The organism is Agrobacterium sp. ST15.16.024, from assembly GCF_027956545.1.
Taxonomy (GTDB): domain Bacteria; phylum Pseudomonadota; class Alphaproteobacteria; order Rhizobiales; family Rhizobiaceae; genus Agrobacterium; species Agrobacterium cucumeris.
Genome location: NZ_JAQKGO010000006.1, coordinates 138,149 through 151,327, shown reverse-complemented (window position 1 = coordinate 151,327; position 13,179 = coordinate 138,149). Strand labels below are relative to the sequence as shown.

Genomic DNA, 13,179 nt, shown 5'->3' with positions numbered 1-13,179 from the left:
CAGAGCATTTCCAGTAAAAGTGCGAAGCGGTTTTACATCCGGAAAATGCGTGAATTAATGCGCCACGGCGGCGGCGGCGGCCTCGTCGATCAGGCGGCCGGAACGGAAACGTTCCAGCGTAAACGGCGCGTTGATCGGGTGCGGTTCATTTTTGGCGATAGTCCAGGCGAAGGTGTGGGCAGCGCCCGGCGTCGCCTTGAAACCGCCCGTGCCCCAGCCGCAATTGACGTAGAGCCCGTCGACCGGCGTCTTGCCGAGAATGGCCGAACGATCCGGCGTCACATCGACGATACCGCCCCATTTGCGCAGCATGCGCATGCGGTTGAAGATCGGAAAGATTTCGACGATCGCCGCGATGGTATGCTCGATCAGTGGCAGGCCGCCGCGCTGCGAATAGGAGGTGTACTGGTCCGTACCCGAACCAATCACCAGCTCACCCTTGTCGGACTGGCTGATATAGGCATGGACGGCGTTGGACATGACCACGCAGGGGAAAATCGGCTTGATCGGCTCCGACACCAGCGCCTGCAGCGGATAGCTTTCGAGCGGCAGGCGCACACCGGCGGTATCCATGACGACCGATGTATGGCCGGCAGCGGAAACCGCCACCTTCTTTGCCTTGATGAAGCCCCGCGCCGTTTCGACACCGGCGACGGAACCATCGGCATTGCGGCGAATGGCGGTCACAGGGCAATTCTGGATGATATCGACACCGCGGGCGGCGGCACCACGCGCATACCCCCAGGCGACCGCATCATGGCGCGCCGTGCCGGCCCGTTCCTGCAACGCACCACCCATGATCGGATAACGGGCATTGGGGGAAATGCTGAGCGGCGGGCAATATTCCTTGCATTCCTCGGTCGTGAGCCAGCGATTATCGACGCCGTTCAAACGGTTGGAATGAATGTGACGCTTGAAGCTCTGCACGTCGTGAACGTTATGGGCCAGCATCAGCACGCCGCGCTTTGAATACATGACGTTGTAGTTCAGTTCCTGGCTCAAATTCTCCCACAGATCGACGGCGTGATCATAAAGCCGGGCGCTTTCGTCATAGAGATAATTGGAGCGGATGATCGTCGTGTTGCGGCCGGTATTGCCGCCGCCGAGCCAGCCCTTGTCGATGACGGCGACATTGGTGATGCCGTGCTGGCTGGCGAGATAATAGGCAGCGCCCAGACCATGGCCGCCAGCGCCGACGATGACCACGTCATATTCAGCCTTCGGCTGGCTGTCGGGCCATTGCTCGTCCCAGTTCTTGTGGCCGGTCAGGGCGTTCTTCAAAAGATTGAAAGCATTAAAACGCGTCATGAGCGGACCCGATGGTTGAAAATCTCGTGTCGCAAAAGCTATGAAGATTTGCGTTGCGGCGGCTGGACAATCGCGTCTCTTTCCATGAATATTTGCGCCATGACCTCTCACCGCGCCAAGAAACGCCTCAGCGTCGCTTTCCTGCTTGCCGACCGTTTCACATTGTCGGCCTTCGCAAATTTCGTCGATGTGCTACGCCTTGCCGCCGACGAGGCCGATCGCTCGCGCCCAATTCTCTGCGAATGGTCGGTGCTGTCGGCAACCATGGGCAGCGTTCAATCGAGCTGTGGTGTGAAGGTGCAGCCCGACACGCGGCTGATCGACGCCGGGCATTACGACTATATCGTTGTTGCTGGCGGCTTGATCAGCGATCACAGCGCCCTGCCGCCGGAGGCGCTGCGGTTCCTCAAACAGCGTGCGGCGGCCGGCACTCCCATTATCGGGCTCTGCACCGGCGTTTTCATTCTGCACGAAGCGGGCCTGCTCGATGGTTATCGCTGCTGCGTGAGCTGGTTCCACCATCAGGATTTTCTCGACCGTTTCGACACGGTGCAGATGGTCTCCGACCAGATTTTCGTTATCGATCGCGACCGGCTGACCTGTTCGGGCGGCCACGGCTCCGCGCATCTGGCGGCCTTCCTGGTGGAGCGCCATGTCGGCCAGTCCGCCGCCATCAAGAGCCTCAACATCATGATGATCGACAGCGCACTGAGTGGCGAAAAACCCCAGCCCGGCCAGCAGAGCGCACGCAGAGCCACGGACCCGCTGGTCAAAAAGGCTATCCTGCGCATGCAGCAGAATATCGAAGTGCCGAGAACCGTGCTTGAACTTGCCCGCGACCTCGGCCTTGGCCGTCGCAGCCTCGAACGGCGTTTTCTTGGTGACCTGAAGGCGACGCCATCGAAAGTCTATCTCGAACTGCGGCTGGACCGCGCGCTTTCCCTGTTACGCAAAACGGAAGACACGATCACCCAGATCGCGCTTGCCACCGGTTTTTGCGACGCGCCGCATCTTTCGCGCACCTTGCGGGCCGAGCGGGGTTTCAGCCCCAGCGAATATCGCAAGACGCAGATTGGCCACGTCGCGACGGACGAGGAATTCGCCGTCGGCGTGCTGCTGCCGCAATCCTGAGGATATTCGAGCTTCAGCCGGCCGGCTGCGCCGGCTGGCCGGTTTCGACCCGCACCGATATGGCGTCATGGCGCCAATATTCGAGATCGCAATCGATGATGCGGCCATGCTGGTCCTGATTGACGCGCGTGATTTTCAGGCCGTAAGCCCCTTCGCTGCAACCAAGATGATGAGCCGGATATCCCCGCAACGCGACGGGATTGATTTCGAAATAGGCCGGACCATAGGTGACGGCATAAGTATCCTGATAAATCGTCGTGAGTGACCGGGTGAGGTCGTGCTGCACGATGTCAGGGAAAATCTCCATCGAAAGATAGTGTTCGACAAAAAGCACCAGCCGGCCGTCGATGCTGCGCTTTCTGCGGATGCGCCAGAACGGCGTTCCCGGCGCGCAGCGCATGAGGGGCGCAAGCTCTTCGGGCAGCGCTGCGGCCTCGGCCTCCACCAGCAGGGTTTCGGCGGAGCGCCCCTGCTCCGCGGCCATGCGATGAAAGTGGGAACGGTGCAGCGGGCTGTAAATCAGGCGCGGTCCAGAAACGAACCAGCCACGCCGGCTTTCGCGAAAGATCAGGCCGTCGATCTCGAGGTGGAAAAGCGCCTCGCGCAGGGTGATACGCGTGGTGGCGTATTTCGCGATCAATTGTCTCTCGGAGAGAAGCCGGCCATGCTTCACCACCTCGCCTGCGGCAATGGCCAGGCGCAATTGCTGTTCCAGCCCGCCGCGCCGGCCGGCTTCGATATCGCGGTTGCCGCCTGTCGTTTCTCTGGCTGGCATTGCCGCCCTCATTCGATGGAAGTCAAAAAATAACGGGCGCGCCATGTCCGCGCCGAAAACGTCATTGGCCTGTCATAGCGAACCGATAATGAGCATGCAACTGGTCTAGACCAAGGAGCAAGCCCCGTGAAAAATTCCATCCTCTCCCTTTCCCTTATCACCGTTTTTTCCCTTCCCCTCACCGCCCAGGCGCAGGACGTTCCTGCCCTTGAAGCGGCCGCCCGCAAAGAAGGCGCCATCTACAGCGTCGGCATGCCGGACGGCTGGGCGAACTGGAAGGACACCTGGAACCAGCTGACCGAAAAATACGGCCTGAAACACGCCGATACGGACATGAGCAGCGGCGAGGAAATCGCCAAGTTCGCCAATGAAGGCGCCAATGCGACGGCTGATATCGGCGATGTCGGTCTCGAATTCGGCCCGATCGCTGTCGCCCGCGGCGTCACCCAGCCCTACAAGACCACGACCTGGGACCAGATCCCCGACTGGGCCAAGGACAAGGACGGCCATTGGGTCATCGGTTACACCGGCACCATCGCCTTCCTGATCTCCGCCGATGTCAAGAACCCGCCCGTTTCCTGGGCTGATCTGCTGAAGGGCGACTACAAGGTCTCGCTCGGCAATGTCGGTTCCGGTGCACAGGACAATGCCGCCGTGCTGGCTGCCGCCATCGCCATGGGCGGCGGTGAGGAAAATCTCCAGCCGGGCGTCGACCTCTTCGCCAAGCTTGCGGAAAAAGGCCGCCTGCTGGCCAATGGCGCAAACCCGGCCACGATGGAAAAGGGCGAAATCCAGGTCGCGCCGATGTGGGACTTCAACGCCCTCAACTACCGCGATGTGGTTGGCCGCGAGAAGTTCAAGGTCGTCATTCCTTCTGACGGTTCGGTGACCAGCGGTTACGCCACCATCATCAACAAATTCTCCAAGCAGCCCAATGCCGCCAAGCTGGCGCGCGAATATATCCTCAGCGATGCCGGCCAGATCAACCTGGCCAATGGTTATGCCCGTCCGATCCGTGTCGACCGCATCACCCTGCCGGCCGAGGCGAAGGAACGCCTGCTGCCTTCGGAACAATATGCCAAGGCCCGCCCGATCAATGCCGCCGTCTGGACCCAGGCCGCCGGCAAGCTGGTCAATCTCTGGCGCGCCAGCGTCGCCCCGAAGATGTAATCTGGCAACCGGCCTGAAAACCGAACGACTGTTTCGCGGGCAACGAGCCCGCGGAACGTGCTAAAAAGTGCTCGGGCAAACCGAACCACAAACCGACGAGACGAAAGCGATGCACAAGACGATCTTCATTCTGCTGGATGGCCTCAGATATGCGACGGCAAGGGATTGCCTCGGATATATGGAAGGGCTGGTAACGGCCGGAAAGGCCGGTATCCACGCCGTACGCAGCGAATTACCGTCGATTTCGCGACCGCTTTACGAAACGCTGATGACCGGACTGCCGCCGGTGGTTCATGGTGTCACCAGCAACGGCGTGGTTCGCCGCTCCCGCTTTCCCAATGTCTTCTCGCTGGCAAGTGCGGCCGGCCGCACCACCGCCGCCTCCGCCTATCACTGGTACTTCGAACTTTATAATCAGGCGCCTTTCTCCCCGGAATTCCGCCATATCGAAAATTTCGATGGCGGCATTCATCACGGCTCGTTTTATTGGGCGGATCATTATCCGGACGACCATGTCTTTGCCGATGCGGATGTTCTGCTGCGCCGGCATGGCCCGGATTTCCTGCTGATCCACCCGATGAATATCGACAATGAAGGCCACAAACACGGCGGCAGCTCGCGGGAATATCGCAACGCCGCCCGTAACGCCGGCGATCTCCTGGCGCGTTATCTGCCAGCCTGGCGCGCTGCGGGTTACAACATCATCGTCACCAGCGATCACGGCATGAGCGATGACGGCAATCACGGCGGGCCGCATGAGACCGAGGCTCTGGTACCGTTCTATACATTCGGCGAGGCCTTTACGCCGGCTGCGGATGAGAAGCTTGCACAGACGGATATTGCCGGACTGCTCTGTACGCTTCTCGCCATTGCCGACCATGGCCTGCCCGTACCGCAGGGACTGTTATCCGCATGAGCGTGCAGAACCGCAAAATGCGGCTGCTGGCAGCGCCGTTTCTGGGCGTTATCGCCATTCTAGTCCTCTGGCCGCTGGCGAGTGTCGTCGCTGACAGCTTTTTCGCCGGCGGTGCGCTGTCGCTCGCCAATTACCGCACCATTCTCACGGATGCCTTTTATCTTCAGTCATTCGCGACCACGACGATCATTTCGCTCATCAGTACGGGAACGGGTCTCGTTTTCGGTTTTCTGGTCGCAGTGGCGCTGCGGGCAAGGTCTGGCGGCACCCGCCGCATCGTCATGGCCTTTGCCAATATTGGCGCCAACTTCGCCGGCGTACCTCTCGCCATGGCGCTGATTTTCCTCTTCGGGCTGAACGGCATGTTCACGCTTTTGCTGAAGGAACTGGGGCTGATCGACGATTTTAACGTCTATTCCTTTACCGGGCTCATCATCGCCTATTGTTACTTTCAGGTGGCGCTGGCCACACTGCTGATCACGCCGGCGCTCGCTGCCGTGGGTCAGGATATCGAAGAGGCGGCGGCGCTGATCGGGGTCGGCGAGCTGCGGTTCTGGTTGAGGGTCGGCCTGCCCACCGTCGCACGGCAACTGGTGGCCATCGCCATTCTGCTCTTTGCCAATGCCATGGGCACTTTCGCGACGACCTTCGCTCTGACCGGCACAAGCATCAACGTCGTCACCATCCGCATCAGCGAACTGGTATCCGGCGATATTTTCTCTGACCCCAATCTCGCCAATGCCATCGCCATATGCCTTCTGGTCGTGCTCCTCGTGCCCATCACCGCAAGCCAGATACTGGTGGGAGAAAAGCGCCAATGACGCAGCAGGGTTTCAAAGGCGCAAGCCTGTTTCTCTGGCTGATGGCGCTCATCATGATATCGCCGCTGCTGGCGACGATGTTGAATGCGGTGGCGACCGACTGGTCTGGAACCCTGCTGCCGGCCGGGCTGACGGCGGATAATTTCGTCACCATCCTGTCGGACCCGCGTTTCCATGCGGCTTTGCTGCGCTCCACGCTGGTTGCCGCAGCCGCCCTGACGATCGCGACCCTCATCATCGTACCTGCCGTCGTTTCCGCCCATATCTACTGGCCTTCACTTGACCGCTGGTTCGCCCGGCTGGTGATCTTGCCCTATGCCGCACCCGGCATCATTCTGGTGGTCGGTTATCTCAGGATATTTTCCGCCCCGCCGCTGCAGATCAGCGGATCACCGCTGGTACTGGTGCTGACCTATGTGCCGCTCTGCTTTTCGATGTTCTACATCGCCGTGAAGAACGGCCTGCGCAACCTCAACATCAACGAGCTTCTGGATGCCGGCCGGCTGATCGGCGCGAGCGACCTCGCCATTCTGCGACGCGTCGTCCTGCCCAGCATCCTGCCGTCCATCGCGGTTGCCATCGTGCTGAATTTCGCGACGCTGTTCAGCGAATTCGTCTACGCCAAGATGCTGGTCGGCGGCAATTTCGAAACGCTACAAATGTACATGTTCGCCCAGCGCAGCCTCAGCGGCCGCATCACCAGCGTCATTGTCATTCTCTATTTCCTGCTCATCCTTGCCTTTACCCTGATCGCCTTTCGGATGGTCCGGGAAACGGAGCGTGCATCATGACCCATCTCGCGATCCATAATATCAGCGCCATTTATGGCAACGCTACCGTTCTCGACGCCATCGAGCTTGGCATCGACACGGGTGAAATGCATGTGCTGTTGGGGCCTTCCGGCTGCGGCAAGACGACATTGCTGCGCTCCATCGCCGGCCTCGTTTCGCCTTCGTCCGGATCAATCACGCTGGACGGCCGGCGCATCGACACCCTGCCGCCGAAGGATCGCGGCATCGGCATGGTGTTTCAGCATTATGCGCTTTTTCCCAATATGACGGTACGGCAGAACCTCGCTTTCGGTCTGGAACAGCGCCGGCTGGCAAAAAAGACCATCGACGACAAGGTCTCCGCCGCGCTGGAAACCGTTTCCCTCAGCGACCGCGCCGACCGGCGGCCGCACCAACTCTCCGGCGGCCAGAAACAGCGCGTGGCGCTTGCCCGTGCGCTGGTGCTCGAACCCAAGCTGCTTCTGCTGGACGAACCGCTTTCCGCACTCGATGCCCAGATTCGCAAACGCCTGCGTGACGAGTTGAAACGCATTCAGCGCGAAAGCGGCCTCACCAGCATCCTCGTCACCCATGATCAGGACGAGGCCCTGTCGCTGGGCGACCGCATATCGGTGATGAATGCCGGCCGCATCGCCCAGACCGCGTCGCCGCAGGAGCTTTATTACCGGCCGGCCGACCTGTTCGTCGCCGGTTTCATTGGTGACGCCAACATCATCACCGCCGAAGACATGTCACGCATCACCGGCAACCGCTTCGAGCGGACCTGCATCATCCCGCCGCATGCCTTCACGATCGGCAATGCGGCGGACGGAAATGGCGTGGCCTTCACCGCCGAGGTGAAAGACATCAGCATCGTCGGCCCCACGGTCCGTTACCAGCTGGATGCGGCCGGCGTGGCGCTCAAGGTCGAACATGCAAGCGCGCAGGATGCGCTTTACCCGCCGCCCGGCCAGCGCATTACCCTTACCGTCGCTGAACGTCAGCTGCATTACATCTGACCAAAGCGACACCGCATGGCGGCGATCCCCAACCGCCATGCGTCAATCTGGAGACTAGGTCAGTTGCCACTTTTCAGGGTGGCAAACCGCTCGAGTAGAGGACGCGGATTTGGCCAGCGCCGGGACCTAAAGAAGCCGTTGCCGCAACAGAGCCTCCAGCCAGTCCGCAAAAACCTGCAATCGCCGCGACAGATGCCGGCGATGCGCATAAAGCAGCGTCATCGGCATCGGTTCAGCCCGATGGGCGGGCATGACCTCGACAAGTTCACCGCTCTCGATATGCGGCCTGACATCATAAGCGGGTATCTGGATCAAACCGAGACCGGCCAGACAGCAGGCAATGTAGGCCTCGGCATTGTTGACGGTGACGCGGCCGCGCATGGAAACCGAATGCAGCGCCTCGCCTTCGAGCCATTCCCAGTTTTCGACGCGCCCGCTGGAGGGCGACGCATAATTGACGGCCCAGTGGCGGGAAAGATCATGGGGGAACTGCGGCGTGCCGTGACGCTCGAGATAGGCAGGGCTGGCGACATTGATCAGCGGCAGCTTGCCGATCGGCCTTGCGATGAGACCGGAATCGCTGAGCGGACCAACGCGCAGCACACAATCGATATTGTCCTCCACCAGATCGACGGCCCGGTCCGTCACGCCGAGACTGATGTCGATCTGCGGGTAAAGATCGAGGAATTCCGGGAGGGCGGGTGCGATGACAAGGCGACCGATCCGGCCCGGCACATCGATCCGCAGCCGCCCCGAGGGTTGCGCCGCGCTTTGCCGGAACAGGTTTTCCGCATCTTCAACATCGGCGATCAGCCGCTGGCAACGCTCGTAAAAAGCCGATCCATCCTCGGTCGGAGAGACCTTGCGCGTGGTGCGGTTGAGCAGGCGGGCGCCGACGCGTGCCTCCAGCTCCTGCACCGCCGCCGAAACCGAAGAGCGCGGAATGCCCAGCGTATCGGCGGCCCGCGTGAAACTCGCGCAGTCTACGACGCGCGCGAAGATACGGAAGAGGTCGATGCGATCCAACGGACATCCTTCACTGTGCGGATTTTCTGACAAGTCATGTCAGAATGGCGGCCTTTATCATGCAATTCTAGACGATATCCTTGCGACATGAAAGCGTGGCAGTCATCGCTGCGTACCGGCAAAGGAGGCCAACCCCATGACCGATCATTCCATCAAAGGTAAAACAGTCATCATCGCCGGCGGCGCGAAAAACCTCGGCGGGCTGATCGCACGCGATTTTGCCAGCCAAGGCGCAGGCGCAATCGCCATCCACTATAACAGCCCCGCCACAAAGGCTGATGCCGAGGCAACCGTGGCGGCCGTGAAGGCAGCCGGCGCGGAGGCCGTTGCCCTTCAGGCCGATCTGACCACAGCTGGCGCGGTCGAAAAACTGTTTGCCGATGCCGTCGCCGCCATCGGCCGGCCGGATATCGCCATCAACACGGTCGGCAAGGTGCTGAAGAAACCGATCCTTGAAACATCGGAAGCCGAATATGACGAGATGACCGCCGTCAACGCCAAGTCCGCCTTCTTTTTCCTCCAGCAGGCCGGCCGCCACGTCAATGACAATGGCAAGATCTGCACCCTCGTTACCTCCCTGCTTGGAGCATTCACGCCGTTTTACGCCAGCTATGCCGGCACCAAGGCGCCGGTGGAGCACTTCACCCGCGCCGCCGCCAAGGAATTCGGCGAACGTGGCATCTCGGTGACGGCGATCGGCCCCGGACCGATGGACACGCCGTTTTTCTATGGTCAGGAGACGCCGGAAGCGCAGGCCTATCACAAGAGCGCCGCGGCCCTCTCCGGTTTCTCGAAGACCGGCCTTACCGATATCGAGGACATCGTTCCCTATATCCGCTTTCTCGTTACCGACGGCTGGTGGATGACGGGGCAGACCATTCTGGTCAATGGCGGTTACACCACCAAATAACCCCGGTCGATCTTCGTCGATGTTGTGGTGGCGAAGCGCGCAGGCGTTTTCGCCACCTTTCTTTTGGCGGGTATGATCAATTTCGACGGCTGAGGAGCCATAAAAAGACGCCTGTCGTATGGCCTGCATGAATATACCGATATAAAACTCCCCCATCCTGTTGACGGAGCCATTAGGGGGAAGCGGATGAATTCAGGGCGTCGCGGTGTTCTCGCTTTTTTGGGCAGCCTTGTTCTGGGCGCGCCATCCCTCGGCAAAGCAGCAAGCAAATCATCGGCCTTTGCCGAATCCCGGTCCGAATATAAACCCCGGCATGTTCTGTGTTTCCTCGGAACAGAAAAAGGTCTGGCAGCGCTCCAACAAAGCGCCCGCACCGCAGTCGACACATTTGCTGCCGATTTCAGTATCGATGAGGAATATTCGCAGGATGAACCGGACGACCGGATGGAGCGATCCTTCAATGTCTGCTGGGACCGTGTTGACCCGGACACCTATCAGGAGGCAGACGAAGAGGCTGTCGCGGGACACGGCTCGGTTCTTTATGTGCTTGGCCCGTCGATGGACGCGGAAAATGCGGTCACGACATCGGCCACGGCCCTGCAGTTCGTGCAACATATGCTTGACCACGGTGCCATCGCCGTCAAAGGCGAAAGCGCAGGCGTCGCGCATGGGGCACGGCGCTGGAAAGAGCTTTTCGAACAGTCGCGCAGCGACGCCGCGTCAGGTGATCTGCTGGCGCTCGCCAGAGCCTGCCGTCTCGCTTTTGCACGCCGACCGATCGGCGACGATGCCAACGGCATGGCAAGCGTCGGATTTCATCTGGTCGGGCTGCCTGATATCGAGGTGGGCTTTATCCGGAAAGACGAAAACCTGCCATCAACCAATCCGGAACAATTGAAGATCGCCGCGCTGATAGACGATATTGCCGATCAGATGGCGCGCGATGGTGTGGAAACGACAGTAACGGCTCATCATGCCACCCTGTCCAATGACATGCGGTATGAGGACGATAGTTACAAATTTAATCCGTTCGGCGTCGTGAGCATTCAAGACTACAAACTCTGACATGGAGGCGAGTCGCCGCTACCGATGCTATCGCCCTGATGCCCGGGTGCGAGCGCCTAAGGTGCAAGATCACTCTCTCCCGCCACAAGCTGCATCGGCCAGATGCAATGGCGGGCCTGATCGGGATAGAAAGGCGCAAAGCCCGGCATGGTCGATAAAAGCGTCTGGGCGACCGTCACGCCAAGATCATGCAGCGACATGCGAAAACTGGTCAGGCGCGGTTCGAGAAACTGGCCGCGCGGGCCGTCGCGAAAACCGATGACGGCGAGATCGCGCCCCGGTTTGAGACCGACTTCGGCAAGCCGCCGGTAAAGACCAACCGCCATCAACTCATAGATCAGCACGATGGCCGTCGGCCGGGGACGCATCTGAAGCCACTCACTGGCGGCATGATATCCGCCCTGCTCGCTCGATTTTGTCCGGATAACCAGAGACGGATCGTATGTTATGCCGTTTTCCTCGAGGGCGCGTTTATAGGCCTCCAGAAAGACATAACCGAGATTGATGTCGTTATCGGCTGCCGCCACAGCAATGGTACGATGACCTGCGGCCACCAACCGGTTGACGGCGCTTTTCGCCACGCCTTCGAAATCGAGATCGATCCAGGCATGGTCCGTGCTGGACGAGGTGCGGCCGAGCGCCACAAAAGGCAGACGGGTCTGTTTCAGGAAATCAACACGCTTGTCGATCCGACGGGTCGAGGAAATGATCATCGCGTCAACCATGCGGCGCGCCACCATGCGCTTCAGATATTCGTCCGGATCTTCCTCGCCTGGACAGGGAAGGACGATCAGATCGAGATTGTGGCCGGAAAACACGCTTTGCAGGCCATCCGTCACGCCCATGAAGAAGTTGTCGGAATTCTCCACCGTCTGCGCGTCGCTGCCGGTCATCAGGCCGATGACATTGGTGGTGCCTTGCCGCAGGCTGCGGCCCGATTGATTGGCGACATAACCAAGCTTTTCCGCCGCTTCCAGAACGCGACGGCGCGTTTCCTCGTTCACATCGGGCTTGCCGTTCAGGGCACGGGAAACGGTGCCTATCGATATCTCCAGATAATCGGCAAGCTGACGGATTCCTTTCATGCATTCCCCTCCCAAACCGGATGCGCAATCAACGCGCCCCTTTACGGTCTTGACATATCTAACATCATCGTCATAGTCTCGTAAACGTTTACGACGCTTTGCGCAAAGAGGAGTTTGCGAAAGAGTCCGGGGAGATGAGATGACATTCAACGCCGTTTTATGCGGGTGCGGAGCCATGGCCAAAGGCTGGCTGCGCACCATTCAATCCACGCCGGAAATCGCCGGCGCGATCAGGATCGCCGGGCTGGTTGATCTGAACGAGGGTACGGCCCGCGCACTTGCCGAAGAATTCGGGCTGGTGGACGCGGTCATCGGCACCGATCTCCGTGAGGTGCTGGTGCAAACAAAAGCAGACATATTATTTGACGTCGTCATTCCGCAGGCGCGCTTTGCCGTGGTTGCTGCAGGCCTTGAGGCCGGGTGCCATGTGCTCAGCGAAAAGCCGCTTGCGGCATCGATGGAAGAGGCGGCGAGCCTCGTGGAACTGGCCAAGAACGCCGGAAAAGTCCACGCGGTGGTGCAAAATCGACGGTTCGTGGCGGGTATCCGGCGTTTACGACGCGCCCTAGAAGACGGCATCATTGGCGATTTGACGGCCATTCATTGTGATTTTTTCCTTGGTCCTCATTTCGGCGGCTTCCGTGAAGAGATGAAGAACGTCCTGCTTCTCGACATGGCAATCCATACCTTTGACGCAGCCCGTTTTGTCGCCAATGAAAAGCCCCTCTCCGTCTTTTGCGTGGAAAAGAACCCGGCCGGTTCCTGGTATGCCCACGGGGCAAGCGCCAATGCCATTTTTGAATTCTCCAACGATGTGGTCTTCACCTATCGTGGCTCCTGGTGCGCCGAGGGTGAAAGAACCAGCTGGGAAGCCCGCTGGCGGCTGATCGGCTCGAAGGGAATGATCCTCTGGGATGGTGAAGACGGTTTCTCGGCTTCCGTGGCGGGTGATGAACAGGGCCTTTTGCGAGGCTTCACGACCGTAAACGTTTCCGATACCGTTTCTGAACGGGATACACGCGGCCACGCGAGCGTCATTCTGTCATTCCTGGAGTCCATCCGTACCGGCCGGATGCCGGAGACAGCCTCTTTCGACAATATCAACAGCCTTGCCATGGTGATCGGCGCGATTGAAAGCGCCCGCCTTGGTCAGCGTGTTTCCATTGCAGCATAAGGACTGAAG

The 13,179-nt window shown here is 59.9% G+C and carries 13 protein-coding genes; 9 read left to right on the top strand and 4 right to left on the bottom strand.

Going from position 1 to position 13,179, the window contains the following annotated elements; translation table 11 throughout:
* Positions 1-54: 54 nt before the first annotated feature.
* Entirely contained in the window at positions 55-1,308 is a 1,254-nt protein-coding gene (locus PL640_RS18400; protein ID WP_065117796.1) for a sarcosine oxidase subunit beta family protein, read from the bottom strand.
* Positions 1,309-1,392: 84 nt separating this feature from the next.
* Between PL640_RS18400 and PL640_RS18395 the strand changes: the two genes are divergently transcribed.
* Positions 1,393-2,439 (top strand): GlxA family transcriptional regulator, encoded by a 1,047-nt coding sequence (locus PL640_RS18395; RefSeq protein WP_065117797.1) that lies wholly within the window; start codon positions 1,393-1,395, stop codon positions 2,437-2,439.
* Positions 2,440-2,452: 13 nt separating this feature from the next.
* On the opposite strand, the gene PL640_RS18390 is transcribed toward PL640_RS18395, so the two are convergent.
* Positions 2,453-3,214: a UTRA domain-containing protein gene (locus tag PL640_RS18390; protein WP_142842918.1), complete on the bottom strand. Its 762-nt coding sequence runs from the start codon at positions 3,212-3,214 to the stop codon at positions 2,453-2,455.
* Between the two features lie 126 nt (positions 3,215-3,340).
* Between PL640_RS18390 and PL640_RS18385 the strand changes: the two genes are divergently transcribed.
* The 5 genes from PL640_RS18385 (at position 3,341) to PL640_RS18365 (ending at position 7,910) form a co-directional block, all read left to right on the top strand.
* On the top strand, positions 3,341-4,384 hold the full coding sequence (locus PL640_RS18385; protein WP_271362962.1) for an ABC transporter substrate-binding protein: 1,044 nt from the start codon (positions 3,341-3,343) through the stop codon (positions 4,382-4,384).
* A gap of 109 nt (positions 4,385-4,493) precedes the next feature.
* Positions 4,494-5,300: an alkaline phosphatase family protein gene (locus PL640_RS18380; RefSeq protein WP_271362961.1), complete on the top strand. Its 807-nt coding sequence runs from the start codon at positions 4,494-4,496 to the stop codon at positions 5,298-5,300.
* Positions 5,297-6,121 (top strand): ABC transporter permease, encoded by an 825-nt coding sequence (locus PL640_RS18375; RefSeq protein ID WP_271362960.1) that lies wholly within the window; start codon positions 5,297-5,299, stop codon positions 6,119-6,121. The genes PL640_RS18380 and PL640_RS18375 overlap by 4 nt, the downstream gene beginning before the upstream one ends.
* The gene (locus PL640_RS18370) at positions 6,118-6,912 is read left to right on the top strand and encodes an ABC transporter permease (RefSeq protein ID WP_271362959.1); all 795 of its coding nucleotides are present in this window, start codon (positions 6,118-6,120) and stop codon (positions 6,910-6,912) included. The genes PL640_RS18375 and PL640_RS18370 overlap by 4 nt, the downstream gene beginning before the upstream one ends.
* A complete protein-coding gene (locus PL640_RS18365) occupies positions 6,909-7,910 on the top strand; it encodes an ABC transporter ATP-binding protein (protein ID WP_142842922.1) in 1,002 nt (333 codons plus the stop codon). Before PL640_RS18370 ends, PL640_RS18365 begins: the two co-directional genes overlap by 4 nt.
* A gap of 126 nt (positions 7,911-8,036) precedes the next feature.
* Here the strand turns inward: PL640_RS18365 and PL640_RS18360 are convergent, their stop codons facing one another.
* Complete coding sequence (locus PL640_RS18360; RefSeq protein WP_271362958.1) at positions 8,037-8,936, bottom strand: LysR family transcriptional regulator; 900 nt, start codon at positions 8,934-8,936, stop codon at positions 8,037-8,039.
* A gap of 136 nt (positions 8,937-9,072) precedes the next feature.
* Here PL640_RS18360 and PL640_RS18355 point away from each other — a divergent pair, with 136 nt between their 5' ends.
* Positions 9,073-9,846 carry an SDR family oxidoreductase gene (locus tag PL640_RS18355; RefSeq protein WP_271362956.1) on the top strand — a complete coding sequence of 258 codons (774 nt, stop codon included), beginning with the start codon at positions 9,073-9,075 and terminating at the stop codon, positions 9,844-9,846.
* A gap of 186 nt (positions 9,847-10,032) precedes the next feature.
* Positions 10,033-10,911, top strand: coding sequence for a hypothetical protein (locus tag PL640_RS18350; RefSeq protein WP_271362955.1), 879 nt, complete (start codon positions 10,033-10,035; stop codon positions 10,909-10,911).
* A 56-nt stretch (positions 10,912-10,967) separates the two neighbouring features.
* On the opposite strand, the gene PL640_RS18345 is transcribed toward PL640_RS18350, so the two are convergent.
* A complete protein-coding gene (locus tag PL640_RS18345; protein WP_271362954.1) occupies positions 10,968-11,996 on the bottom strand; it encodes a LacI family DNA-binding transcriptional regulator in 1,029 nt (342 codons plus the stop codon).
* 139 nt (positions 11,997-12,135) lie between these two features.
* On the opposite strand from PL640_RS18345, the gene PL640_RS18340 reads away from it, so the two are divergent.
* Entirely contained in the window at positions 12,136-13,170 is a 1,035-nt protein-coding gene (locus PL640_RS18340; protein WP_271362953.1) for a Gfo/Idh/MocA family protein, read from the top strand.
* Positions 13,171-13,179: the final 9 nt, after the last annotated feature.

Bases quoted from the DNA above. Each gene is read 5' to 3' on its own strand.
- PL640_RS18400 (WP_065117796.1), bottom strand. From the start codon at position 1,308: ATGACGCGTTTTAATGCTTTCAATCTTTTGAAGAACGCCCTGACCGGC.
- PL640_RS18395 (WP_065117797.1), top strand. From the start codon at position 1,393: ATGAATATTTGCGCCATGACCTCTCACCGCGCCAAGAAACGCCTCAGC.
- PL640_RS18390 (WP_142842918.1), bottom strand. From the start codon at position 3,214: ATGCCAGCCAGAGAAACGACAGGCGGCAACCGCGATATCGAAGCCGGC.
- PL640_RS18380 (WP_271362961.1), top strand. From the start codon at position 4,494: ATGCACAAGACGATCTTCATTCTGCTGGATGGCCTCAGATATGCGACG.
- PL640_RS18375 (WP_271362960.1), top strand. From the start codon at position 5,297: ATGAGCGTGCAGAACCGCAAAATGCGGCTGCTGGCAGCGCCGTTTCTG.
- PL640_RS18370 (WP_271362959.1), top strand. From the start codon at position 6,118: ATGACGCAGCAGGGTTTCAAAGGCGCAAGCCTGTTTCTCTGGCTGATG.
- PL640_RS18365 (WP_142842922.1), top strand. From the start codon at position 6,909: ATGACCCATCTCGCGATCCATAATATCAGCGCCATTTATGGCAACGCT.
- PL640_RS18355 (WP_271362956.1), top strand. From the start codon at position 9,073: ATGACCGATCATTCCATCAAAGGTAAAACAGTCATCATCGCCGGCGGC.
- PL640_RS18350 (WP_271362955.1), top strand. From the start codon at position 10,033: ATGAATTCAGGGCGTCGCGGTGTTCTCGCTTTTTTGGGCAGCCTTGTT.
- PL640_RS18345 (WP_271362954.1), bottom strand. From the start codon at position 11,996: ATGAAAGGAATCCGTCAGCTTGCCGATTATCTGGAGATATCGATAGGC.
- PL640_RS18340 (WP_271362953.1), top strand. From the start codon at position 12,136: ATGACATTCAACGCCGTTTTATGCGGGTGCGGAGCCATGGCCAAAGGC.